At 36.1% G+C, this 25,051-nt stretch carries 22 protein-coding genes; 1 reads left to right on the top strand and 21 read right to left on the bottom strand.

Annotation, left to right across the window (positions count from 1 at the left end):
* Nucleotides 1–30 precede the first annotated feature (30 nt).
* The 20 genes from pflB to KHA94_RS24670 form a co-directional block, all read right to left on the bottom strand.
* Nucleotides 31–2,280 (bottom strand): formate C-acetyltransferase, encoded by a 2,250-nt coding sequence (pflB, locus tag KHA94_RS24765; RefSeq protein ID WP_213104739.1) that lies wholly within the window; start codon nt 2,278–2,280, stop codon nt 31–33.
* 379 nt (nt 2,281–2,659) lie between these two features.
* Nucleotides 2,660–3,220: a hypothetical protein gene (locus KHA94_RS24760; RefSeq protein ID WP_249365741.1), complete on the bottom strand. Its 561-nt coding sequence runs from the start codon at nt 3,218–3,220 to the stop codon at nt 2,660–2,662.
* Between the two features lie 86 nt (nt 3,221–3,306).
* Nucleotides 3,307–5,385 (bottom strand): PrsW family glutamic-type intramembrane protease, encoded by a 2,079-nt coding sequence (locus KHA94_RS24755; RefSeq protein ID WP_213104737.1) that lies wholly within the window; start codon nt 5,383–5,385, stop codon nt 3,307–3,309.
* Between the two features lie 192 nt (nt 5,386–5,577).
* A complete protein-coding gene (locus KHA94_RS24750; RefSeq protein WP_213104736.1) occupies nt 5,578–6,042 on the bottom strand; it encodes an RDD family protein in 465 nt (154 codons plus the stop codon).
* 15 nt (nt 6,043–6,057) lie between these two features.
* Nucleotides 6,058–7,092 carry a hypothetical protein gene (locus KHA94_RS24745; RefSeq protein ID WP_213104735.1) on the bottom strand — a complete coding sequence of 345 codons (1,035 nt, stop codon included), beginning with the start codon at nt 7,090–7,092 and terminating at the stop codon, nt 6,058–6,060.
* Nucleotides 7,093–7,108: 16 nt separating this feature from the next.
* Nucleotides 7,109–8,965: a YqiA/YcfP family alpha/beta fold hydrolase gene (locus KHA94_RS24740; RefSeq protein WP_213104734.1), complete on the bottom strand. Its 1,857-nt coding sequence runs from the start codon at nt 8,963–8,965 to the stop codon at nt 7,109–7,111.
* 217 nt (nt 8,966–9,182) lie between these two features.
* Nucleotides 9,183–10,649, bottom strand: a complete 1,467-nt coding sequence (locus KHA94_RS24735) for a vWA domain-containing protein (RefSeq protein WP_249365744.1) — start codon at nt 10,647–10,649, stop codon at nt 9,183–9,185.
* Nucleotides 10,650–10,762: 113 nt separating this feature from the next.
* Nucleotides 10,763–11,479 (bottom strand): hypothetical protein, encoded by a 717-nt coding sequence (locus tag KHA94_RS24730; protein WP_213104732.1) that lies wholly within the window; start codon nt 11,477–11,479, stop codon nt 10,763–10,765.
* Between the two features lie 15 nt (nt 11,480–11,494).
* Nucleotides 11,495–12,349 carry a hypothetical protein gene (locus KHA94_RS24725; RefSeq protein WP_213104731.1) on the bottom strand — a complete coding sequence of 285 codons (855 nt, stop codon included), beginning with the start codon at nt 12,347–12,349 and terminating at the stop codon, nt 11,495–11,497.
* A gap of 10 nt (nt 12,350–12,359) precedes the next feature.
* Complete coding sequence (locus tag KHA94_RS24720; protein WP_213104730.1) at nt 12,360–13,655, bottom strand: hypothetical protein; 1,296 nt, start codon at nt 13,653–13,655, stop codon at nt 12,360–12,362.
* Between the two features lie 48 nt (nt 13,656–13,703).
* Nucleotides 13,704–14,387 (bottom strand): hypothetical protein, encoded by a 684-nt coding sequence (locus KHA94_RS24715; protein ID WP_213104729.1) that lies wholly within the window; start codon nt 14,385–14,387, stop codon nt 13,704–13,706.
* The gene (locus KHA94_RS24710) at nt 14,388–14,777 is read right to left on the bottom strand and encodes a TadE family protein (protein ID WP_213104728.1); all 390 of its coding nucleotides are present in this window, start codon (nt 14,775–14,777) and stop codon (nt 14,388–14,390) included.
* 17 nt (nt 14,778–14,794) lie between these two features.
* Nucleotides 14,795–16,201: a VWA domain-containing protein gene (locus tag KHA94_RS24705; RefSeq protein ID WP_213104727.1), complete on the bottom strand. Its 1,407-nt coding sequence runs from the start codon at nt 16,199–16,201 to the stop codon at nt 14,795–14,797.
* Between the two features lie 35 nt (nt 16,202–16,236).
* A complete protein-coding gene (locus KHA94_RS24700; RefSeq protein ID WP_213104726.1) occupies nt 16,237–16,479 on the bottom strand; it encodes a hypothetical protein in 243 nt (80 codons plus the stop codon).
* 111 nt (nt 16,480–16,590) lie between these two features.
* Entirely contained in the window at nt 16,591–17,529 is a 939-nt protein-coding gene (locus tag KHA94_RS24695; RefSeq protein WP_213104725.1) for a type II secretion system F family protein, read from the bottom strand.
* Nucleotides 17,530–17,536: 7 nt separating this feature from the next.
* Nucleotides 17,537–18,463 (bottom strand): type II secretion system F family protein, encoded by a 927-nt coding sequence (locus KHA94_RS24690; protein WP_213104724.1) that lies wholly within the window; start codon nt 18,461–18,463, stop codon nt 17,537–17,539.
* A 31-nt stretch (nt 18,464–18,494) separates the two neighbouring features.
* Nucleotides 18,495–19,817, bottom strand: a complete 1,323-nt coding sequence (locus tag KHA94_RS24685; protein WP_213104723.1) for a TadA family conjugal transfer-associated ATPase — start codon at nt 19,815–19,817, stop codon at nt 18,495–18,497.
* A 22-nt stretch (nt 19,818–19,839) separates the two neighbouring features.
* Nucleotides 19,840–21,000: a CpaE/TadZ family protein gene (locus KHA94_RS24680; RefSeq protein ID WP_213104722.1), complete on the bottom strand. Its 1,161-nt coding sequence runs from the start codon at nt 20,998–21,000 to the stop codon at nt 19,840–19,842.
* A 26-nt stretch (nt 21,001–21,026) separates the two neighbouring features.
* Nucleotides 21,027–21,815, bottom strand: a complete 789-nt coding sequence (gene cpaB, locus KHA94_RS24675; RefSeq protein WP_213104721.1) for a Flp pilus assembly protein CpaB — start codon at nt 21,813–21,815, stop codon at nt 21,027–21,029.
* 617 nt (nt 21,816–22,432) lie between these two features.
* Nucleotides 22,433–23,437: an ABC transporter substrate-binding protein gene (locus KHA94_RS24670; RefSeq protein ID WP_213104720.1), complete on the bottom strand. Its 1,005-nt coding sequence runs from the start codon at nt 23,435–23,437 to the stop codon at nt 22,433–22,435.
* A 520-nt stretch (nt 23,438–23,957) separates the two neighbouring features.
* On the opposite strand from KHA94_RS24670, the gene KHA94_RS24665 reads away from it, so the two are divergent.
* The gene (locus tag KHA94_RS24665; protein WP_213104719.1) at nt 23,958–24,308 is read left to right on the top strand and encodes a winged helix-turn-helix transcriptional regulator; all 351 of its coding nucleotides are present in this window, start codon (nt 23,958–23,960) and stop codon (nt 24,306–24,308) included.
* 83 nt (nt 24,309–24,391) lie between these two features.
* Here KHA94_RS24665 and KHA94_RS24660 read toward each other — a convergent pair whose 3' ends face one another.
* A complete protein-coding gene (locus tag KHA94_RS24660; protein WP_213104718.1) occupies nt 24,392–25,036 on the bottom strand; it encodes an FMN-dependent NADH-azoreductase in 645 nt (214 codons plus the stop codon).
* Between the last annotated feature and the right edge of the window lie 15 nt (nt 25,037–25,051).

Here is a 25,051-nt window from a genome sequence, read left to right as displayed (position 1 = left end):
TGCCAATCAGAGAGATTGCCTTTCCTCCTATTACATGCTTGCATGCATCGTACGGTTAACCACGTCAATTTGCTGTTCACGAGTTAATTTTATGAAGTTTACTGCATACCCGGATACACGAATGGTTAATTGCGGATATTTTTCCGGATGTTCCATCGCATCCATCAGTGTGTCACGATTGAACACGTTGATATTCAAATGATGGCCTTCTTTTTCTGTATAGCCATCGAGTAAAGCAGCCAAGTTCTTGATTTGTGTCTCTTCTTCTTTTCCGAGCGCCTTTGGAATAATAGAGAATGTGTTTGAAATTCCATCTAACGCCTGCTCGTATGGCAGCTTCGCTACAGAAAGCAAAGATGCTAAAGCCCCTTTTTCATCACGCCCGTGCATTGGGTTTGCACCCGGTGCAAATGGTTCTCCTGCACGTCTTCCATCAGGTGTATTTCCCGTTTTGTTGCCGTACACCACGTTAGACGTGATGGTTAAGATCGACATAGTGTGTACAGAATTACGATACGTTTTATACTTGCGCAGCTTTTTCATGAAGTATTCTACAAGTTCAACCGCGATAGAATCCACTCGGTCATCATTATTGCCGTATTTCGGGAAGTCACCTTCAATTTCAAAGTCGACTGCAATGCCGTTTTCATCCCGAATTGGTGTCACTTTTGCATATTTAATGGCACTCAAGGAGTCTACCACTACAGAGAGACCGGCTATACCCGTTGCCATCGTACGAATGATTTCCGTATCATGAAGTGCCATTTCTACACGTTCATAGCTGTATTTATCGTGCATGTAATGGATGACGTTTAATGTGTTGATATAAAGCTCTGCCAGCCACTCCATTGTCATATCAAATTTACGCATAACTTCATTGTAATCTAATACTTCAGATGTGATTGGCGCAAACTCTGGTCCTACTTGCGCTTTAGATTTTTCATCTTTTCCGCCGTTAATCGCATATAACAGTGCTTTTGCCAAATTTGCACGGGCTCCAAAGAACTGCATCTGCTTACCGATTCTCATTGCCGATACACAGCATGCAATACCGTAATCGTCTCCAAATTCCGGACGCATGATCTCGTCGTTTTCATATTGAATTGCAGATGTTTTAATCGACATTTTTGCACAATAGTTCTTAAAGCCTTCCGGTAATTTTGGAGACCAAAGAACAGTCAAGTTTGGTTCCGGCGCAGGACCTAAGTTATCTAATGTATGAAGGAAACGGAAAGAGTTTTTCGTTACTAACGGACGGCCGTCTAACGCGATACCTCCAATCGATTCTGTTACCCAAGTCGGGTCGCCGGAGAAAAGTTCATTATAGTCCGGTGTTCTTGCAAATTTTACAAGACGAAGTTTCATTACGAAATGATCTACTAATTCTTGTGCTTCTTCTTCCGTTAACGCACCGTTTTGAAGGTCGCGTTCAATATAAATGTCCAAGAAAGTAGATGTTCGGCCTAAGCTCATCGCAGCTCCATTTTGCTCTTTAATAGCAGCAAGATAAGCAAAGTATAGCCATTGGAATGCTTCTCTGGCATTTGTTGCCGGTTTCGAAATGTCAAAACCATGTGCAGCCGCCATTTGTTTCAATTCCATCAAGGAACGAATTTGTTCGGATAACTCTTCGCGAAGACGTATTACATCATCGCTCATTGTTTTACTCGTCAATTGCAAATCGTTTTTCTTCTCTTCAATCAGACGATCTACTCCGTATAATGCTACACGGCGATAATCGCCGATAATGCGGCCTCGTCCATAAGCATCAGGAAGGCCTGTAATAACGCCAGACTTTCTTGCCGCTTTCATTTCTTCGTTATAAACATCAAATACACCTTGGTTATGCGTTTTGCGCCAATCCCAAAAAATCCGGCTTATTTCCTCGTCTACTTTAAATCCGTAAGACTCACAAGATTGTTCCGCTATGCGAATTCCGCCAAATGGCTGCATGGAGCGTTTGAAAGGTCTATCCGTTTGAAATCCAACTATTTTTTCTAATCCTTTATTTAAATATCCTGGTTCATGGGAAGTGATCGTGGACACGATTTTTGTGTCCATATCTAACACACCGCCGTTTTCACGTTCCTGTTTCGTCAGTTCCATTACTTGCTTCCAAAGTACGTTTGTGGCGTTGGTTGCATCAGCTAGAAATGATTCGTCTCCACTGTAAACAGTGATGTTTTTTAAAATAAAATCTCTTACATCAATTTCTTTTTTCCACTTGCCGCCTCTAAACTCTTGCCATGCATTCACAACGTTTTCAAGTACTTGTGTCATAACGAAATCCTCCCTTTTTTATTAATACAGGATGTTATTATTGTATATAACAGCTTCTACATTAAGCATACTATTAATTTGGCTTTAGTTGCTCTTTCAATTATTAAATGTTTGTTAAATATTGAGCATTAAAATCTATGCTACAAATGTTTTTGATATTCTACAGAAAATATTGGTGGGGAGGAAGACGGTTATTGCATGGGAATGCTGGCTCTGGTTCTAGAGGATCGAGCTTTAGTTTTTTCCGAGGTGTTGTGTTTGTGAACATGTCTTGATCACAAAAAAACCAATGGTTTTTACTTTTGGATTAAACAATTAAATTACATTATCCAATATAAAAACCTTGAAAGGCATTTAGCCAATCAAGGTTTTAAAATCACTATTTGATTAAATTCTTTACTTCTTTGTAAAATCTTTCAGCATCACTTTTGTTTTTAGTAGTAAGCAGAAGATTATCCAAGAAATCATCAATAAAATGTCTAACAGTAGAATTAAATATATCAATTGAGATATAGTCAACTCCAGTTGGATATATAAAATTTATTCCATCGGAGGAATACATTAATTCATTATTCCATGCAATCTCTATTTCACCGTCAACCCTTCTGAAGAATATATCTGGTAAAAAAGAGCCTGCTCTATTGGAAAACCAGGAGTGTTTAAACTCCCATTCTTGTTTTGTATCGAACCATGTGTCAAATTCATCGTCATCGTCTGTCTCAAACAACAAACAATTATCTAAAAGCTCAAGAGAGTTATCCCCTTCCACTGGGAGAGGAAATGGCTCATCACTCAATATATACTTAAGATTTTCACTGAACCATTCGACAATGTAAATTAAATTCCATTGATAGGTCTTCACAATGTTCTCTCTTTCATATTGGCAAACATCTTTTCCTTTAACAGATAGTTTAAGTGTCCCCCATGTTTCTCCAATCAAACTATTTTCATAAAAAGGATTAGTAAGCAACTCATATTCAATACCAAATATGTCTTTATTACCGAACGTCTTCAGAGATAAGCACCTCACTTATTTTTTAATAGTTTATTGTATTCCACTTTTGTAATCTTACCATCTTTAAGCAACTGTCTTAACACATCGGCAGGTACTTCCTTAGCAGGATTCTTAACTTCATATGGATGCCAACCTGTATCTCCATCTGGTTGAAATTTAATAAGCTTTCCCTCATATATATTGTAAAGTTGCTTATTTTTAGAAGAAGAGTAAGCATTGTCCAATAACTCTTGCCCTATTTTAGTATTCGGGATAGGGTTTGGACTCCCCCAACCACTTTTCGGGTCATGTTTTGGACTAGGCTCATATGTTCTCTTAGGAATTTCACCCGTACCCTTACCAGAATCCCCTTTTCCCGAACCACCATTGTTCTTCGTGTTTCTCCCGCTTCCCTCACTAAAAGTTGTATGGCTTTGATGAGGAGGAAGGCCGCTACTGCCTGCGAATGCTGGCTCTGGTCCGGGAGTACCGAGCTTTAGTTTTTTTCCGAGGTGCTGTGCTTGTTTTTGTAAGGAGTTTAATAGTTCGTCTAGTGCTCTTGTTGCTGGAAAACGTTTGATTAGGGCATCAAGCAGGATGATCGCAGCTGCAATGGTGAGTTCTTGCGGCGGCATTTGTTTTGCTTTTTCCATCAACTGGCCGAACGCGCTTTTTGGGTCTTTGATCATATTGGCGATGGCACCCGAACTATCGAGCACATCCTTTGTAACCATCGCAGCACCAAAGCCTGTAAATCCTGCTGCAATGATCCCCCCGCCAGATGCTACCGTGAATAGAGCAATGGCAAGAGCAGTTGTTACAATCACGCCGGTTTTTTCATACCAGGTTAGCTTGTTCCACCATGTCGAAAGGTTTTCAAATAAGCCTGCAAAATAATAGGTGGAGTCAGCTGCCATTTGCGAGAACGTCCCCAAAATGAAAACTAAAAGAACAACAACTGCAACAGTTTGGTAAATGGCAGTCATCCTTTTCTGCAGCTTATTTCTTTTTCCCTCTCTTTCTTTTAAAAGAAGGGCGAATCCGAAAGCTCTCCTTTCCCGGAAAAAGCCCATCATACTTCCCCACTGCTTGGGCCCTTTAAAAAAGGACTGAGTCAATGTTGCTAGTTCCGTAAACGGTTCGATGATCTGCTCACTAGGAAGCAGTGGCAAAGAAGCTTTCACACGATTTAGTTGCTTATAATCCAAGTATACTGCTAGTAAAAGAGCCAGTACAAATGTCCACTTATACCAATGTCCCTGACCTGATAAATAGTGGGCTAATTCCACAAAAAGAACTGGTTTTAACACTGAAACCTGAGCATTATACATAGCATGATCAAAGATGGCCCATAATAATAGAAAGCTAGGCAGAAGCCAAATGATACGACCGAAACGCTTCCTATATATTATTGCAGCACCAATTCCTAACGCGACAAAGGCTGTCCACACATGGTGACCAACTGCTACAATGCTGCCTGCTTGAAAATATCCAGGAAACAAAGTATCAAATCCCCAAACCTTTTCCGCTGAAGTTAATAGAGTCTTAAATAAAGAGGCAAACAGCGATTCACGAGAGCTTACCCATGCTCGCAATACTTCTTCTATAAATTGAAAGCCAGTACCAAGAGCAGCACCAATCAAAGCATAATCGGCTAAACTGAATTGTCTTTCTTTACCCGTAAAAAATAGAAAAATCAATAGTGGCAGTAGTTTTACAACTTCTTCAACAATAGGGCCTATAAAGGAAGAGCTCCAAACATCATTTATCGATGAAGCACCATCTGCAAAAACAAAGTGAATTGACCACATGATTAGAGCAGCAATAGGCCCTGCCACCCATGTTCCAACTAGAAAAAAACGAGAAAAGAGTGCCCATGTTATCGTTTTACTGCGCGAAAGCATCCAAAATTGCCATAGAGCATAATAGCTCCAAAACAAAATAATGACCATACTTCGGCTAACAGGGATAAACAGCCAGAAAAAGATTGCAATGGGCAGTAGAACCCAAATAAGATATATATATATTTTTCTTATAGTCTTTAGTAATAAAGCATGCTTTTCTTTCCACTTTTCAAATCTCTCAGCTAGTTGTTCATTACGATTAATCATCCTTTCCCGAAATTGAAGAAAAATGATCTTTCCCCTCCTTTATCAACTAGAATGCCTTTAAGAAAATGGTAATAGCACTCGCCCAGCTTTCCTTACGTTTCTGTTTCATTTTGGGTACTATATTTTTTAATTATTCTGTATTCTTTTTTCGGAAAATACCTTGAAAGGCTACTCCTATCAAGGTATTAATTACTATTCTTTTAATACTACTGTGTGCGCAATTACATCATGCAGAGCCTGATTCTTTTTCGTAAAAAGAGCCATAATAAATCCAGCTAAAACGATAACAAACGAAACAATCTTCATAAAAAAGCGGATCGTTGATTTTTTGAAAGATAATTGTTCTCCAAACTCACTCGTTACTTTCAGCTTTAAAAGATGCTTCCCTATTGTTCCTTGATATCGGGAGCTCTCCATACAAGCAAAATATAGCCAAATAAACAACAACCAAAAAAGAAAGGCAACAAGCGCGCCGTATTCATATGCGTACGGAATTAATAATAAAAACAAAGGACCGATAACATCAATAAATAACAGCACATATGCCACGTAATATAATAGAGAGATAATGATCCCATCAATGCAAATGGCAATACCGCGTTCTATAAAGGTAGCTAATTTTTGTTCGTCTTCGGCAATATAGCTATCTGCCTTCATCAAATTTACCACCTACTACTCATTTTTTTCGGTATATTCAAGTAAATCATCTACAGAGTTTACCTGTAAAAAATCACTTGAAGACATGACCACTTCATATTGAAGGTATTTTAAATTATCCATTCCAGGAGAAATTTTTTTACCTTGATCTTCAAGCAATTTTTCTTCATAAAAAGAAACTTCAAACTGAATATTTTTGATGTTATTGGTTTTTACCCATTTTACTAATTCATATACTTTTTCCAGCTTTTCCATTTTGTTTTTTTCGTTCATATTTTCAAACACATATAGTTGAAATTTCTGATCATATCCCTCCGGATACAATTCCCTCAACTGCTTGTAATTCGGTATGTCTAATGGATTAATCTTTTCCTTTCTTAATGCATCATCTACCCATACACCAGTAGAATACTCCCAGACATTTTTGAATAATGAATGAACTAAAGGCTCTACTTCTTTATCGAACTCTTCACCCCATAATCCGTTCATATAAAAATCCTCGAATTTATTGCTATCTGCATAATAAAAGCCACCAAAATAAAACGTTTGATCTTTAGGAGAAAGAACAAAGTCGTATTTCCCTAACTCAGGTATATAGTAGGTTTTATCTGTTATAATAAATTCTTTCTGATATTTATCTTCTAAATATTTAATCATTTTTTCTTCTGCTATTTTTATTTCCTCCTCGCTTTTTTCCGGAAACGCTTGAGTGAAATAGTTTGTAACAGGCTTAATAAAAAAACGATACGGAACAAAGGTTGACGAAAAAATGATGATGCTCGCAATGCCCAGTTCAATGACTGCCTTTTTGGGTTTCAAGAATCCTTCGTTCTCCCCTAACTTCACCTTTTTATTGGCAATCCATAATGCCTCACCTGCCGCAATGAAACGAAAAAGAGTTAGAGGGAGTCGGAATCCAATTATATTTATATAAATAAGAATGATTCCAACAAAAATAAAGATTATTCCTTTCATCCGCTGTTTATTGTATAACTGACCAAGCCCTGGAAAAAGAAATGAAAAGATAGAAGCCAAAATGATTTTCCCCATCGAAACCCTCCTTTTCTTATTTTTTATCTACTCTTCTTAACATTCCTTCTTGCAAATAAGGTTCGAATGTACCAATCCCATGGTTTGTTGTCCCTTCCTTGAAATCCTTAACGGTCCGTGGAATTTTATTCTCAAACCTATCTTCTTTAATTTCCTCGGCTGCAAAATCATCAGATTCATAGATGATTAAATTTCCTGCCTCATCTATATCGTAAATAATTGTTGTACCAATGTGTACACCTAATTTACCAATCTCATCCTTCGCACTTATATGATTGATAATGAGGTCATTGTATAAATCCTTTTCATTATGTTTATTTATTAATCGAGAGTAGTTCGCATTTTCATTTGGATTTAACCCCTTCTTGATTAAATTCGGATATGAATCCAGTGCATCCTTATGAATTTGCATTCCAGGTCCATTAAATGTAACAGTTGGAATCTTATAATGTCTCCCTACTTCCTGAGCAATATTCCCTCCCAGTGAATGACCCACAATAACAATTTCATAGCCATTATACTTCTCCAGTACTTTTCTAGTTAATTCCTTTGCTTCTGTATGCTGTGGATTTGGAATCCCAAATACTAAAGTATAATCTGCATAGAAGTCTCTAAGATCATCGCCATTTGGTTCAGTTCCCCTGAAGGAAATAACAATCTTCTTTTCTTCTTTATTCACAAAAGTTTTTCCACTAAAACCTGCTATCCCAGCAGTTGATAGACTCTTGACTTCATTAAAGCTTTTAGGGATATAATCTTTTTGTGTTTGCTTTCTTTTCGAGGTTTCATACTTCTGATTCTCATTCTCCATATATGCTAAATCTGCAAAAGCCATCAAGTCTCTATCATTTATCGTTATATCCTTTATCGTACCATAAGGTCTTTCTGTTGGGTTAAAGTCAAAATAGCTGTTCAAATAATCTAATCGCGATTTAAAAATAACTTTTGTTAAATCATCTCTAACTGAATTTAAGTTTTTTAATTTTTCTTTTATATTTGTGTTAAAGGATTTTATTCCATTAAGAAAATCGTCTTTTTTATCCTTTATTTCTTCGAAAGCCAAGTCTTTTAAGTTGATCATTTTATTAACTTGATCATGCAGCTTATTATTTGCTTCAGACAGTGCATCCGTATCTAAGGATTGCAATACCCATTTAGACCCAATCCCTAAAAGACTAGTATTGAGAATATTTTCTCCAAACTCCGTTTCTGCAAAGTTACTCGTTTTAATTAATGCCTCAATAGCATTATACCGAATGTCTTCTGCTATTTTTGTGATGCCAGTTGTGATGGTATTAATGCCATCTAGTGTTAAATCGGTAGCATCATTTACTAAGTCAACTGTTTTATTTGCAATACCTTCTGCCCCTTCAATAGCCGAATCAATTCCATCCTTTATAAGGTTCGATGTCCCGTCAACAACATCATTAATTAGATGTCCTATTTCTTGTTCAAAGTTAAATGGGGGTTCATTAGGACTTGAAGAATCCTTATTATCCTTCTTATTTCCTGAGGGTTGGTCGAGTGGAGTATCCTTATCGTAGCTGTCTTCACTTTCTCCATTCTGATTTTCATTTCCATTTTGATTATCTCCATCCTGTTGATTCCAGTTGGGTTCATTCCACTTTGGCGGTGTTTTCCAACCAGGAGCTTGTTCCCCAGGCTGGTTGTTCCAAGATGGCTGTTTTTCCCATCCTGGTGATTCCCATGTTGGGGGAGTTTCCCAAGTGGATTTATCATTCCATGTTGGGGGGGTGTTCCAGGAAGGTGCATTTTCCCATGCATATGCATTTGGTATTTGCAGACCAATATTTGTAAACAATAAAGTAAAGATTGCTATAAGAACAAACATTACTTTAATAAGTTTATTCATTACTCCGCTCCTTTCTTTGAATTAGAGTATTAATTACAAATATTGAGAGTAATCTTGTTACTATTTGATATTCCATAAAGTGAATCCATTTGGGGTGTAACAGCCCGTTAATTTGCGATAGACATCTGTACTAATTAATAGTTTTTTAATTTTTAAGCTTAAATAAAAAAGTCATAAGCACTTGAAACTTATGACTTTTATGTTTTTACGAAAAGATTCATTTTTTCCTATTATTAATCCGCTCTACATTTTCGTTAAATAGATTATCAATTTCTTCCTTAACTTCTTCGTATTTTTTATCTTTGAGAACCCAAAGTCCATCTCTTAAATCAGCACTTAGCTTTAATATCTTCCTTGATTGATCGTTAGCCTTTTCTTTTAGGATCTCTGCCGATTCCTTACTAATCTGCCCGTTTTTATGTAAATCATCTGCAACATCAATAATATTCATTCGCTGCTGCTTATTCTTTTCCATCCATATATTTGAAGCATTAAAAATGTTATCCCATTGCTGATTATTTTCATCTTCTAACTGCTTGACTGCATCTGCAGCCCATTCTTCCCATTTTTGGGCTATTTCTTTTGAGCGGTCGAATTCATCTGATAATCCTTCTTGGTTTAATACCGTTGTGTATGTCCCTTTTGCAGCATCTGCAATCTCTTTTAATTGTCTTTGACCTTCACTATCAACATTGAAGCCAATAATATTAACGATTGGTGTAATATTTGAATCTGCAAGTTCTTGTGCTGCCTTTACAGGGTCACCCCCACATGTTTCTACTCCATCGCTAACTAAATAGATAATATTTGTGTGATTTTCACCGTTATATGCTGATAAATCGTTTTTTGCTTCTTCAATAGCCTTAGCAAGTGGTGTCCATCCTGATGGCTTAAAGCGCCTTAAAGCGGAATTTAAACTAGATGCACTATATTTTTTTAATGGATAAATAAGTTCATTACTAGAGCATGAAAGCTGTTTATCTTGGTTAGACCCGCTCCCTTTATGCCCATAAACCCGAAGTGCGACATTCGCATCTTTCGGTAGGTCTGCAGTAAATTCTTTTATTGCTTCTTTAGCCATATCCATCATAGGCTTGCCGTCAACTTTTTTGGCCATGCTTCCACTTGCATCTAGGATTATTTCAACATTCAGATGCTCTTTAAAGCGATAGCGATCGTCCTCTAAATCTGGTCTTCCAAACAATATTGTATTTAATTCTTTTAAAATATCATTTGGCCCTGGATAGTCTTCATGAAACAAAGAATAAACTAATCGCCAATATGGCTCGATTTCTTCATCTGTTGGCTGATCCTTCTTCGGATCTGAATCTCCTATTTTAGGGAGCTTATCAAAATGTTCAAGAATATATAACTTTTCATCTTCTGTCAAATCACGGTATTGTCTACCTGAAAATGCCCCAACCGGATAGGCAACGATTTCATCAATCTTTTCTAAAGTTGATGGAAGATTAGCCAAAATTTCTTCTGCATCTAATTGCTTTGGCCTGTTCTCTTCTAATAAATCATCCTCAATCTCCACATACTCTTCATTATTACTTTGCGGCTTCTCAGATGCTTCTTTTGTGGAATCTTCTGTTGAGCTTATAACAAATAAAAATGCTGAGATGATAGAGACGAGCAAGATTAATATGATTATATAGCGCTTATGAAAATATTTTATCATCAAATTACAAGCTCCTTTTAACGAATATTTTCGTCTCAGCATTCTTAACCTTTTTATAGAATAGAGTAATTTCCACATACTCTACTTATTACGTTTGAATTCCAATGTGTTGCTCAACTTTTTAAAAGTGAATGCGTTGGAACTTCATGCGTTTTATCGATCTTAATATCATTGAACATATTTGTAACAAGAATAACTTGGAATGGTAGGATAAACATTTGTAAAACGATTTTTGTAAACAAAAATACGAAATACGTATCAGTATAGAAAGAAATAAAAATAAATAAAACATTTTCAAATAATAATTGAATGGCCGTTATGGCTCCAATTATTACTAATGTAATTAAAAATCTCTTTTTTACTAAGCTGACTGACTTCCTAATTGCTGCTTTATAAGACTTAACACCATCCGCAATAAAATATGGAACAAAATAAAAAAGAAGTAATATGATTAAACCTGGAATGACAAAAAGTAATCCGCCAAAAAATACGAATAATGCATACAGACAAGCAAAGACGTACATGGAAACCATTCTATCCATTGAAAAACCTAAAGATTTCTTAAATATCGATTCCTCATCCTCATGGTCCAAAATGGTAAGCTTAATAAATGGAACTTGGGCAATTGTTAAAAAAACTAGCATAAATATCCCATTTGCGGCATCACCAACAACTCCGGGATATTCCATAAAGCTCGATTGCCTATAGATAAAATTCACAATAACAGTATGCAAAAATAGAAGCGGTACATACGTTATTAATGACAAGCAAATAAGCGGTACAAATTTACTCGAATATAAATAGATTGAATTAGATAAAATTCTTTTCATATATTTGACCTGCCGTTATTTTGGATTTCTAATTTTGTAGGCTATTTTCTCTTCAAATGCTATCAATCTACTTTTCTCCATCATTTTATTAAATGATTGTTCCAAGTTTGCAGGATCTATCTGAACGTTCACTTGCTTAAAATCATCATCAAATCCTTTCATCGTTTTTGTTAATGCTCCATTATTCGAGTCTATAGAAGCAGTCAAAAGAGCAATCATTTTTTTCCGCGACGATGATGGGATATTGGTTGGCTCCTCATTTAGGCTATTAATAATTTGCTGGTAATCATCCATTAATTCGAATTCATTCAGGCCATATTCAAACATCATAGCATTATACTTTATACATACATCTCTCATCTCATTTAGGATTTCGTCATCAAAAAATCCCTGCTTCTTCGTAGCTATGCGCTGTAATTGGCCTAATGTGTTAACGAAGTCTTCAATTCTTTTACTGTTCCCGATCGCGTATGTTGTGTAGCTGATTACTTTGTCAACAGACGAAGCAAGCTCTGGATCTTTACTGCTCAAATTCGTTTTATGCTCCGATAATAAGGAAACAACTTTCTTATATGGATCCATATTTTTTAACATTTGCGGAACCATCTCCTGCATAGCTCCATGGATCATCGTATTGAATCTAATCAAGGAGGTAGCTGGAGCCTTTGCCTGTTCAAATGGAAGTACATTTCCTTCATAATCTAATATTAAATAACCTGTAATTCCTTTACGCATTTGTTCATATAGAGTTAGAAAATAATAGTCATTTCCATCAAAATAGGCAAAGTCCCACATATCCCATTTTTCTAATAGTTTTTTATACTGTTTAATACTTTTTTGACGTGTTTTTGTAGGCTTTGTTTCAATCACAACTTTCTACTCACCCCTTAAATTTCGATGTTAACCAATTCCACGCTTTCTTACCCTTTTTCGTAACATTTTCCCAGATTTCTTTGCGGTTTTTCCAAAGCTTTCTACCTAAGCTGACTACACTTAATCCTGCACCTACGACAACCATGCCTGCCGCAATCGGCTGCGCGCCTGGAATCATCGCCACAAAAGGTGCAGCTCCTGTTAAAATACTGCCTGCATTATCAACCAATCCCCAAGCGGCATCACTTTTTTCATCGGCTGTGCTGCTAGCATTATTCAGCTTATTAACATTTCCTACGGTATCCCAAATGGTTAATGGCATTGTAATGGCTGAAACTACTGGATTTCCTGGTGAGAAGGTTTTCCCAGCTCTCGCTAATTCCTCAGATTTCCTTGCATATTCAATTAAATCTCCTGCCTTTTTTAGATCACTTAATTCCTTTACTCCTTGATAAGTTTTGTACGCGTCGTATGTGTCTTTTGATTTTTTATATACGTCATACCCATCATATACTGCACCAACCGTTGGATCACCTTTTGTTATTAGCTTAAAACCGGAAATCCCCATTTTCTTTCTGTTATCAAGATAGTCTTTAAGAGTCAAATCCTCATTCAGACCTTTGGAGATATATTCAATATTTCCGCCTACAATATCCTTTACGATAAATTTTATTGCATCTTTATCGGTAGCAGGCTTAAAATCCCAAAAGGGAGCTTCAGAATCATCAGCCGAGTTATCGGTATTGTCTTTATTAGTATTATTTTTATTATCCTTATCCAAGTCTACTTGATTATTAGTCTGGTCTTTTGTTTGTGGATTATTTTGATCATTAGGTGGCATTGGGGAGTTTTGATCACCCGGTACATTTGGCTGTAATCCATCTGGAGATGTGGGGTCATTACTATTGCTGCCATCGCTATTTTGACCTGGCGGTTGATTCGAACCTGGATTCTGCCAATTAGGATCATTCCAGTTCGGTTCGTTCCAATTTGGTTGATTTCCCCATGGTGGCTGGTTTTCCCAACCCGGACTCTTCCAATCTGGTGACTTTTCCCATCCTGGGCTCTTCCAATTTGGTGATGTGTTCCATGATGGCTGTGTATTCCACCCAGATGATTTCCATTTAGGCGACTCCCATTTAGGCGGGGTTTTCCATGTTGGCTCGTTATTCCAGGCTGGCGGAGTATTCCATGTTTTCGAATCTTCCCAAGCAAAGGCATGCATTGTGAAAGCTCCGATATTAATAAACAATAAAGTAAAGGTTGCTATAACAGCAAACACTATTCTTGTTAATCTCTTCATTTTTTCACTCCTTTCCGCCAATATAAATTATGAAAGAATTCATGCTTTTTACGGGAAGGTATATTCCCAATTGTAATTGCCAAAACGATTTAGAAATTCAAATTTTAGCCCTTCGCCTTTTTGCTTTATCTTTCTTTTATCCTCCGGAAACAATTCATCATACTTGACAGCTTTATATTTAGTTGCTGTAATTACTTCTACTCTATTATTCTTATTAAATAGCTTAATTTTTGTTCCGGAAAGTTCACCATTGTTGGATTCGATATTGTCTCTTACAACTTGATGGACTCGACCAGTTGCACTTATAAGTTCAGTATTTACAAATCCTTCTAAAGCTCCAAAAATTCCAGGCAACTTTGATTCGATAACTTTATTTACCGCCTTATGAGTTATTTCTATTTGTGATAAATCAGAATTAGAGCCGCTAATTTGAGATATTTCGTTACGTAATTGAATTTTAATAGAGTCTTCAAGATACAAATCATATCTTTTCATCGCTGTATAATGTTGTAGCTGATAGGCATCATATAATTCGATAGCATTTTTTAAGCCATCTAACACTTCTCCCGATGCTGCCATGCTTGCCTGTTCAGCATTATTTGACGCTTTTTCCTTTATAATAAATACATTTGCAAAGCTTCCAATAATGACAAACATTAATACTAGCATGCTGAGAGAACCGAGCATAAATATCATGGTATTGCCCTTTTCATTTTCTATTACATTCTTCACTTACTCCACCGTCCTGCCGCTAATTGATTTTTCAAAGGTTAATGGAGGAACGGTGCCCAAAAACTTTTTAGGCAAAAACTTTAAAGTCATATCTACCTTTACTGTTGCTTCGAAATTTCTACCTGATGAATCAATAGCAACAGCCCCATTCAGCTTCAATGTAGCTTTTGCTGAATTAATAATCTTTTTTGCAGCATTATTTGCTTCTGAACTGTCTTTTGTAACCGAATAAACCTTGGCCGCTTCATTTGCAGCAGATTGAGTAATGATTACTGCATAGCCTGCAACAAGAAATTGCCAAAGAATCATCATTAAAAGTAAGACAAGGGGCACCATTGAAACGAATTCAATGATGGCTGACCCTCGTTCATTTTTAAGTAATTTCTTCATCTACTTATCTAGTCCCCCTACTCTATTTTTCCTTGAGAGACGTTCTTGTTATAAATTTCTTTAATCTCAGCTAAAGATGAGGATAAATTCTCATCTCTTGCATCAATGAGTGTATTCTTCATTTCTTCAACTAAACCGTAATGAAGATCATAGAATTCCTCTGCCATTTTATACGTTGTTAATTCCTGCTCTTTTGTAATCTTCTTCTTTGTATAGAGACTTTGAAGAGAAAAAGAAATTAAATATTTTTCTTTAGAAATATTATTTTTCCAAGAGTTTGAAAGTTTGTAAATAGACGTCTTCTGTTTATCTGCATTTTTAAAAATTCCTGACTGTTCTTTTTGATACCAAGTCATCCATTTATATGCGTCTGCTGAGGCCTGATTGAATTGGCTCTTTAATTGCTCTTGATTACGGACATTTACATAGGTTCCGCCAGCTACCTCAGCTACTGCCTTCAATTGCTGCTCGTCTTTTGTATCTAAATCAAACCCGATAATGTTAACAACAGGAGAAATCTCTGATTCCTTTAAGCTTTTCGCTGCTGCAATCGGATCACCGTCACAAGTTTCAACCCCATCACTAACTAAGTAGATAATATTTCGGTGATTTTCACCTTTATATTGAGATAAGTCCTGTTGAGCTTCAAGCAGTGACTGTGCTAGCGGTGTCCAGCCTGCTGGGTTAAATTTCCCAAGTGCCTCTGAAAGCCCAGATTCACTGTACGGCTGTATAGGATAAATTAACTCGTTTGCCGCACAGGACATTGCTTTATCAGCATTGGAACCTGTGCCCTTATGTCCATATACACGCAGTCCTACATTAGCCTGTTCAGGTAAAGATGAAGCAAATTCCTTAATGGCCTCTTTGGCAGTTTCCATCATAGACTTGGAACCAATCATTTTTTTCATACTTCCACTTGCATCAAGAATAATCTCAACATTAAACGTTTCCGTTTGTTCTTCCTTCGAAATTTCCTCTGAGTCTGGTGTTGTGGCTATACTCAATGAGTCTATTATCACTTTTGGGTCATCATAATCCATTTTGAATAAGGAATACATATAATCTAATAAATTTGATAACTCTTCTTCACTAGCATTTTCTGAAAGAGGAGGGATTGCTTCTAACGCTGCTTGAACAGCTTCATCTTTCACTTTTGTATCCTTTGAAGCAAATAATCCAACTGGATAAGCAACTACCTCTTCTAGACCATTAGGCATTTTGGGTGCATCAAGGGTGAACGGATCTTCTTGTTGCACCTTTTCTTCTTCAGTAGCTAGATCACTTGTTGAATCATCCTCATTTTCAACCTTAGTAGCCTCGTTTTTTTCTATATCTTCAGTATTTCCGCTCTTTTCTTGGCAACCAAATAAAAAGATGAAGCAAAGACAAATAATAGCTGCTGGGGTATAATATTTAGGCATGTTTCCCCTCCTTTCAAAAGTGGACTATTCGGTAATCAAGTATTGATACCTTCAATCATGGCCTTTAACTTATTAATGATTGTTTCTGCTAAATCCCCACCACTGCTCTTCATCGCTGTAGCAAGAGCGAACATCAATGCAATAATTACAGCTGCTAATCCAACCCACTCAATCGTGGAAACTCCCTTTTCATTGGCCACTCTTCCCTTAATGCCAACATAAATTGCTGTTAATCGGTTATTCATTCTTTCTCTCATTTCAATCAGTTTCTTTTTCATTTTTTTCCTCCTCAAATATTATTAATTTAACAATCAAATAAAATGGCCATCCTAAATGCATTAAGTATTAGAGATTAATACTTGAAGCATCACCCCTTTCAATGATTCATACTAGTTTGAAAATAGTTTAAATATACTATCTTCCCCATAAAACATATTAAGAATGATTAAGCCTAATATCATTAACATGATTAATGGTGCAATAATAAATGATGTAATAAGGGTAACCTTTGGAGATGCTTTAGCCGCTTTCTCCTTTACTTGCTCTAAGCTTATTCTTCTCATTTCATTCGCTTGGTTTCGAAAGGTTGTAGCAACTGGCACTCCCAATCTTGACCCTTGAATTAACGATTTAATGACATTTTGGAAATCCACATTATCGTTTCGATTAAGCATCTCTGTATAAGCCTTTTCTCTCGGTACGCCTAATTCTATTTCTTGAATAAACCGTGAAAACTCTTCTTGAATTGGCCCAATATAATAGCTAATAACCTCCTTAATAGCTCCGTCCAATCCAGAACCAGCTTGTAAACTTATACTTACGGTATCCAGGAAGTCCGGTAAATCTCTTCTAAGAAGCTCTTGGCGATTTTTCGCCTTCCCTCTTACTAAAAAAATAGGAATAAAAAAACCTATAAATGGTAATGTGACAAATAAAACATTTGCAAAGGGGAACCCTAAAAAATACAGAAAAGTTCCGAGGATGAAGCCGATGATGACACATACAATTTTAAATCCCTGAAATCGGGCAACTGATAATCCATAAGGATTCCCTGCCTTTTTTAGCAGCACTTCAACATCAGGCGACTCACTATAAAAATTAATTCTTTCTCCTAACGCTGAAAAGTCATCAGCATAGCGTGATAGAAAGATAATGAATCGATCGAGAGTTGATTTTTTCTTTACCTTCATTAATTGCTGCGTCATAGCAACTTCATTGATATGCACTTTAAGTGTATCTTTATTTTTTGAATAACTATAAAAATTCACAAAACTCAATACCAAAAACAACCAAAATAATAAAATTGATGTAAGTATTACTCCGTCCATAACTCTTCTACACCCTTATATTAGTAACAGCTCTAATAAGTATGAATGATATGACCATTCCTATTAAAAACACCGTTGTTAAAATGGCTCCAGGAATTGTAAAAATCAATTCTACAAAACCATCCATCATAGAATTCAGCATTAAAATTATGAATATCGGCATTGCGGGTAATATATATGAAATAAATCGTTGTTCTGCCGTCGCCGTTTTAATGGTTTGCCTTAAAATTTTTCGTTCTTCGAGCGTTTTAGCCATTTCCTCAAGCACCTTTGTTAAGTTTCCACCTGACTTCTTTTGTATAAGCAGTGCAGCAATAAATAATTTGAACTCTCTTGTCGGTACTCGCTTTTCAACTTCCTTTAAAGCCCGTTCAAAGTCCACACCTAACCTTAAATTATGGGCAAGCTCCTTAAACTCATCTCTTGCTGGAAATCCTACCTCTGCAGCAACTACCTCAATTCCTTGATTAATTGTCATACCTGCCTTTGTACTATTTCCTAGCAATCTGCATACTTCAGCAAGCTGATTATTTAAATTTTCAATATATTTGTTTCTTCTTACTAAAAATAAAAGCCAATAGGATGCTAAACTGATAATGACTGCCAATATTAAGCTAATGCTGAACTTCAAGGAAAATAACCACATTAAGATAATGACAATGGCAAAGCAGCAAAATAGTAAAATGGCAAAAAACTCTGATGGAAGTATTAAAATATTTGCATGCAATAATTTGATCTTAAAATTCTTTGCAAATGGGGTTTCATCGAATCGGTCGCCTAGTTTTGAGATAAAGCTGCTTCTTTCATTTTCTTTCTTGAACATATTTTCATATTTCTTAGTGATTTCTCGTTTCTCTTTTCTATAGCCCAACAGATTATAAAATCCCCAGATAAAAAACAAAACCGAAATTCCAAATATAGAAGCAATCTCCAATTCGTTCACCCCCTGCATCATTTTGAACTACTTATTTACTTTCAAATAGATTGTTGGGAAGAGTAATTCCAAACATATTGATTCTTTCTAAACACCTAGGTATTACTCCTGTAGGTGTAAAATATCCCTCTACTTCACCAGACTTCTTCATGCCCATTCTTTTGAACGTAAATATTTCTTTAATAACAATTTCTCCACTGTCTTCTCTATGTATCTCGCAAATGGATGTTAATTTTCTTGTTCCATCGGTAAGCCTTTCTCCTTGTACAATAATATCGAGTGCTCCTACAATATACTCGCGAATAATATGAGTAGGTAAATCCATCCCTGCCATTACAACCATACCCTCCACACGTCTTAACGCATCAAAGGGAGTATTTGCATGGACTGTTGTAATAGATCCTTCATGACCCGTATTCATCGCTTGGAGCATATCAAATGCTTCTGCGCCACGAACCTCTCCTACAATAATTCTGTCAGGACGCATCCTTAGTGAGTTTTTTACTAAATGACGTATCGTAATTTCACCTGTTCCTTCCACATTTGGTGGCCTCGCTTCTAATCCAACGACATTCTGCTTATCGAGACGAAGCTCTGCAGAGTCTTCGATCGTTACAATTCTTTCTCCATTCGGAATAGAGTTCCCTAACACATTTAGCAATGTTGTCTTACCACTACCTGTACCACCCGATATCAAAATATTTAACTTTGCCCGTACAACCGCGTCTAAAAATATAGACATTTTATCGTTTAACGAATCAAAGTTAAGTAAATCGGTCATTTGAAAAGGCTCTTTTCTGAACTTCCTTATTGATACTACTGGGCCGATTAAACTAATTGGAGGAATTACCGCATTGACACGGCTTCCATCGGGTAGTCTAGCATCAACCATTGGCGAACTTTCATCAATTCGTCTACCGATGGGTGCAACAATTCGATCAATAACATGTCGTACATGATTATCGTCCTTAAAGGTAACTGGAGCTAACTGTAACTTACCAAGCTTCTCAATATATATTTCTTTATGGCCATTAATTAATATTTCTGTAATTGTTGGATCATCCAACAAAGGCTCTAACGGCCCGTAACCAACTGATTCATCAATTATTCGTGTCAATAACTCTTCTTTTTCAAGTCTTGGAATAATCACTTTTTCTTCACTCATAAATTGGCTGATTAGCTGTTCAATTCTTAATCTCATTTCGCCTTGAGGAAGACTTGTTAATAGTTCTAAATTCGCTTCACGTAAAATTCTCGTTTTGTAATGATCGACTAACTCACTTATATATTGATTTTCATAATTAACTCTATTTTCATTTTTTAACCTAGTTGTTCTTCTTTCAAATAATGACATCTGTCATCAATCCTTTTAAGAGTTATTCCACCATTTGAACAACCCATTTTCTAATTCCTTTTGCAAATGGGATTAATTTCTTTTCATTAGGTTCCTTTCTAAAAGGCTCACTTTTATTTATATGGGCCTGCACCCCTTTAAAATCACGAGGGAGTTTTGCTGCAATAGGGTAAGAAATAATACTCTTCACATCATTAGGCTTGATCTCATTTTCTTTCCCAACCTGATTAATGAGAATTTCCAATCTTCCCTCGGTTTCAATCCCTAATCTTCTAAACAATCCTTCAACTTGTTTCAATGTATTAATAGAAGGAGTATCTAAATTTAATACATAATAAATCTTATCGGATTCTTCAAGAGCCGCATATGAATGGATATTCATTGCCACTGGCAAATCTACTACTACAAAGTCATAGCTTCTCCTACATGTTCTTAAAAGCCTTGCAATAAATCCTTCTGGTAAATGCTCCGCTACTTCGGCATCACGCGGACTAAGCAAGACCTCTAATTTTGAAAGTTGTTCAACCTGGGATACATTTCGAATATGACTTTCATTTAGCTCATCAATTACCGGCATAAGATCTGCAAACGAACGATTGGAAACAATAGATAGAAAGGCTTCAGCACCGCCATAGTGTAAATTTAAATCGATAAAGATTACTTGGGCAGTGGATTCAAATTTCAAAGTTTGAGCAAACGCACTTGAGATTAGTGTTTTTCCCGAACCACCTTTTCCACTGTAAAAAGAATATATTTTGCCTCTTCCTCTTTTAAAAGACTGGCTTGAAACGGCGGTTTCCATTAATTGCTTTTTACGTTGAACGACCATTTGAACAATGCTATCTAAACGACCATATAGCATTGCACTTTCATCAGGCAGTACAAAGAAATCAATGATCCCTGCTCGCATCACACTTTTTAATACATCAAAGTTTTGGGAGAATGCTATAAACACAACTAGAGCCATTGGATTAACGGCATGGATATATTCAATTGCATCTGCAGGAGATTCTTTATCAGATTCAATTAAAAATATTAAATCTGGTGCCAGGCGATCCAGCTCTGTCTTCAAATCACGATAAGAGATCATATCAACTTTTTCGAAGCTATTTAATACACCCCTTAAATGAGTTTTTGATTGTTCTTGATCACCTGTGAGTAAAATTTTGATATCAGCACTCATTTGCATCCTCCAAATTCAATTCCATCCTATTTTTTATTATTTTCATTTGCTGGTTTTTCAGCATTTTCCTTTTTTGGTTCTTGTGGTGGTTCAGCTGGTGTTTCAGCATTTTCCTTTTTTTGCTCTTGTGGTGGCTCAGCTGGCGGTTCAGTTTTTTCTTCTTTTTCTGTCTCTTGATTTTCAATATCAGTATTTATTTGTAAGGCCTTCCCTACATTGGCTTTTAATACTCGAATCGAGTCTGCATAATTTTGAATATGAATAATCCTTGGCGCATCATCGGCAGGAACTTCAAGAGCAACTCCAGAAAAACTTTTCTCGCTTTTAATAACACCGGCAACTAAAACATCCTTCATAAATACTTCAGTAACTGGTTTGCCATCAAACTTATGTGACACTACAATGTCTACCCGATCAAGTCCTTCTAGTTCTTCATCAAAACGTATCCGCTCAGATTGAAGCATTGTGACCAATCTATTATTTTCATCAGTAGCATTTGAAACGGGTTTAAGCATTGACTTCGTGATAATATCATCTTCTACTAATGGAACAACCAAAACCTTGTCGATCAAATCCTCAACATTTATTACATGTGAATTATTAACATATCGCTTTGGAATTTCTATTTGTTTCACATGGTCAGGCTGTAGTAATGTTCGCGACGGGATGTCTGTCGCTGTAACATATATTTTCGTCATTCCCCCTAATTCACTATTTAACTCTTTGATTTTCTGCAAGAAAAATAGTCCAGCAATAAATGCTAATAATAAAGAGATTGATAAGAAAATAAATGCTCTCCTTTTTGATTCCAGCATAGTATGGTACCTCTCTTAGCAATTTACATTTTTGTATTTTGCAAAATTTTGTTTATCTTTAATTTATATTTATCTTTACTATTTATTACCATCAGTTCACATTTTGGTCAAATACTCCCAAAAAAAATGTCGGAAAATGTCTGTTATTTTTTTCCTGTTATTATCTTGAAATAAAAATATTTATTAGGAATATAGAACCAACTAAACATAGTACTTTCATCATTTTTTTGTTACTTATGTAAAGATTTTGGAAAAATTTACACCTTTTTATATGACGATTGTAAAAATCCGTAGTTCATTTTTATTATTTTTGGGTAAACAAGTTAATTTTTATTTTGTCGAATAGAATAGAACATTTAGTTCTTTTGGATTGTAAGCAATAAGAAGTGCTTTTTAGTGGTGTGCAGCAAATTATCTTTTTAGGAGTCTCTCAAATTTATCAGTCGAATAAGTTGGTTTATCAGCGAAATTCAAATACTATCCTGAACTCTATGAATAAAAAAACCTTGATAAGCCTAATGGCCATCAAGGTTATAGCAAGTTCTCTTACTCTATAATTCTGTTAATTTCTTTCGAGAATCTTCTGCCTTCGTATTCAAGGACAGTGTGCTTTTACCTTATTCTCCTACAATTTTTGCACCTTTTAGCATGTCTTCAGTTAATGTAATGCCTTCTTGCTCGGCTGCCTTCTTGTTGATGAAAAGCTCTAGATTTTCAGGGAAACCGACTGGAATTTCACTTGGCTTTTTGCCTTTGAGAATTTCCACGGCCATTTTTCCGGTCGTGTATCCGAGATCATGGTACTCGAAGCCGTAAGAAGCAAATGTTCCACGTTTGACAGAATCGCCTTCTCCAACAAAGGTTGGAATCTTGTTCTCATTGGCAACTGTTATGACCGATTCAAGTGCAGAGACGACTGTATTATCCTTCGGTATGTAGAAAACATCTGCTCTTCCTACTAATGATTCAGCCGCTTGTTTTACTTCGGTGCTGGTAGCAATCGTTGTTTCAACCGCTTCTAATCCTATTTCTTCTATTACTTGCTTTGCCTTTTCGACATTCACAACGGAATTCGGTTCACCTGAGTTATAGATGATCCCAACCTTTTTAGCTTCAGGAATAAACTTTTTTATGGAGTTGATGGTGTTTTTAATAGCATCTGGATGAGTATCAGATGTCCCCGTTACATTTCCTCCTGGATTTTCTAAGCTCTGAACAAGATTTGCTCCCACTGGATCCGTTATCGCTGTAAACAAAATAGGAATATCCTTCGTTGATTGAACTGCCGCTTGAGCACTTGCCGTTGCAATGGCCAGAATTAGGTCATTTTTATCAGCTACAAAATTTTGAGCGATCGACATATTATTGTTCATATCCCCTTGTGCATTCTGGTAATCTAACTTCAGATTTTTCCCTACCTCATAGCCTGCGTCTTTCAATGCCGCAATAAACCCTTCCCTCGCACCATCTAATGATGGATGCTCAACGAGCTGAATGATTCCAATTTTTACTGTTCTCTTTTCTTCATTGCCCCCTCCCCCTCCAGCTTGATTGCTGTTAGTACCACAGGCAGCAAGAATTAGTAAAGCTCCACATAGTACAATGGATAAAACTTTTTTCATTAGAATTCCCCCAATTTTTCCGTGTCCATTTTCGTGATAATTCATAATATTTTGATAATAACATGTACAATAAGCATAAACAACTATTAGAAAAACTTGGCGTTCACCAAGTCCTTTTTGGCGAATGCCTTAGTTTTTATTATGCGATCTTATTAGCAGATATTTAATTGAGCACAGCACGTTAATAGACTTAAACTTTCCTTTTAGCTAAAAAGAGAGCTGCCGAAATACTTTCGTCAACTCTCTTGAACAAATTTACTTTTATTTTCCACAGATGGTGTATTTTCGCCAATGAGAGTGCATCATGCCGCCCTATCATCAAGACATATATATATAAGAAAATAGATTCATTTGGATATGACCTAATTAACTTATCTTTATAAGGGAATAATGATTCTATCCCGTAGCCATTCTTTTTCTAGCCTAATTCTCTTAGTTAATGTTATTATAGTAACAAATATATGAAGTACGCCCCTAAAAGTGATATAGTATACAAAAAGATACTAAAGGAGATGTCTAGATGGAGAAAAAACCTGAATTATGTCGTGTAGATGATGCTTTAAGTATTTTAGTCGGTAAATGGAAACCCATTATTTTATTGCACTTATTGCAAAAAGGGACGCTGCGTTTTAGCGAATTAAAACGTAGTTTACCTGGCATTACGCAGAAAATGTTAACAAACCAACTGCGAGAATTAGAGGAAGAAGATATCATTTCGCGTAAAGTCTATCCTCAAGTCCCCCCAAAAGTTGAATATTCCATTACCAAATACGGAAAAACTTTAGAGCCCATTTTAGAAGCGATGCATGAATGGGGAACAAAACATACGTTGCACAAAAAGAATAAAGTGAATTCAAAAGCAAGCAGTTAATTAGATTCATATAAGTAACAAAAAGGCAGTCTACAAAATCAACTTTTGAAGACTGCCTTACTTTTTTAAATGACTATCTTAAATTAAGCTTTAACAGCTAATTCCAATACACGTTGTGCAGAAGCTTTAACTTCTTCCATACCTGCAGCAATGATTTCTTGTGCTTTATCAGGCATTGCATTGTGACCTTCAATAATTACTTCATCGATAATTTGCATACCGAATATACCACTAAATACATTGCGCATATAGTTAACAGCCATTTCCATTGGAGCTGCTTCTGGTGTTGAGTATACACCGCCACGAGCGTTTAAGAAAATTGCTTTTTTGTCTGTCATTAATTGAACCATTTTTCCATCAGGAGTATATTTAAATGCGAATCCTGCAGCGTATACATAATCAATGAATGTTTGTAATTTAGCTGGGATTGTTAAGTTCCATAATGGGAATGCAAATACGACTACATCTGCAGCTGAGAGTGCGTCCATTGCTTTTTGTTTTGCAGCTAAAAGTCGTGATTCAATGTCTGTTAATTCACCGCCGTTTTGTACTTTACCGAAAGCGTTGAAGAGTTCTTGTCCAAAGTATGGTGTGTCTTCTTCATAAACATCGTAAGTTGTTACGTTAACGTCTTTACCTTCTAATTCAGCCATAAAAGTTTCATACATTCTGCTAGAAATCCCTTCAGTTGCAGGGCGGTTATTTGCTTTAACTACTAATACATTCATTTTTAAATTCTCCTC

Source organism: Cytobacillus citreus, assembly GCF_018343665.1.
Taxonomy (GTDB): domain Bacteria; phylum Bacillota; class Bacilli; order Bacillales; family Cytobacillaceae; genus Cytobacillus; species Cytobacillus citreus.
The sequence above is the reverse complement of the archived record's forward strand: the minus strand, read 5'-3'. Positions and strand labels throughout refer to the sequence as shown.

Bases quoted from the DNA above. Each gene is read 5' to 3' on its own strand.
- pflB (WP_213104739.1), bottom strand. From the start codon at position 2,280: ATGACACAAGTACTTGAAAACGTTGTGAATGCATGGCAAGAGTTTAGA.
- KHA94_RS24755 (WP_213104737.1), bottom strand. From the start codon at position 5,385: ATGATTAATCGTAATGAACAACTAGCTGAGAGATTTGAAAAGTGGAAA.
- KHA94_RS24750 (WP_213104736.1), bottom strand. From the start codon at position 6,042: ATGAAGGCAGATAGCTATATTGCCGAAGACGAACAAAAATTAGCTACC.
- KHA94_RS24745 (WP_213104735.1), bottom strand. From the start codon at position 7,092: ATGGGGAAAATCATTTTGGCTTCTATCTTTTCATTTCTTTTTCCAGGG.
- KHA94_RS24740 (WP_213104734.1), bottom strand. From the start codon at position 8,965: ATGAATAAACTTATTAAAGTAATGTTTGTTCTTATAGCAATCTTTACT.
- KHA94_RS24735 (WP_249365744.1), bottom strand. From the start codon at position 10,649: ATGATAAAATATTTTCATAAGCGCTATATAATCATATTAATCTTGCTC.
- KHA94_RS24730 (WP_213104732.1), bottom strand. From the start codon at position 11,479: ATGAAAAGAATTTTATCTAATTCAATCTATTTATATTCGAGTAAATTT.
- KHA94_RS24720 (WP_213104730.1), bottom strand. From the start codon at position 13,655: ATGAAGAGATTAACAAGAATAGTGTTTGCTGTTATAGCAACCTTTACT.
- KHA94_RS24710 (WP_213104728.1), bottom strand. From the start codon at position 14,777: ATGAAGAAATTACTTAAAAATGAACGAGGGTCAGCCATCATTGAATTC.
- KHA94_RS24705 (WP_213104727.1), bottom strand. From the start codon at position 16,201: ATGCCTAAATATTATACCCCAGCAGCTATTATTTGTCTTTGCTTCATC.
- KHA94_RS24700 (WP_213104726.1), bottom strand. From the start codon at position 16,479: ATGAAAAAGAAACTGATTGAAATGAGAGAAAGAATGAATAACCGATTA.
- KHA94_RS24695 (WP_213104725.1), bottom strand. From the start codon at position 17,529: ATGGACGGAGTAATACTTACATCAATTTTATTATTTTGGTTGTTTTTG.
- KHA94_RS24685 (WP_213104723.1), bottom strand. From the start codon at position 19,817: ATGTCATTATTTGAAAGAAGAACAACTAGGTTAAAAAATGAAAATAGA.
- KHA94_RS24680 (WP_213104722.1), bottom strand. From the start codon at position 21,000: ATGAGTGCTGATATCAAAATTTTACTCACAGGTGATCAAGAACAATCA.
- cpaB (WP_213104721.1), bottom strand. From the start codon at position 21,815: ATGCTGGAATCAAAAAGGAGAGCATTTATTTTCTTATCAATCTCTTTA.
- KHA94_RS24670 (WP_213104720.1), bottom strand. From the start codon at position 23,437: ATGAAAAAAGTTTTATCCATTGTACTATGTGGAGCTTTACTAATTCTT.
- KHA94_RS24665 (WP_213104719.1), top strand. From the start codon at position 23,958: ATGGAGAAAAAACCTGAATTATGTCGTGTAGATGATGCTTTAAGTATT.
- KHA94_RS24660 (WP_213104718.1), bottom strand. From the start codon at position 25,036: ATGAATGTATTAGTAGTTAAAGCAAATAACCGCCCTGCAACTGAAGGG.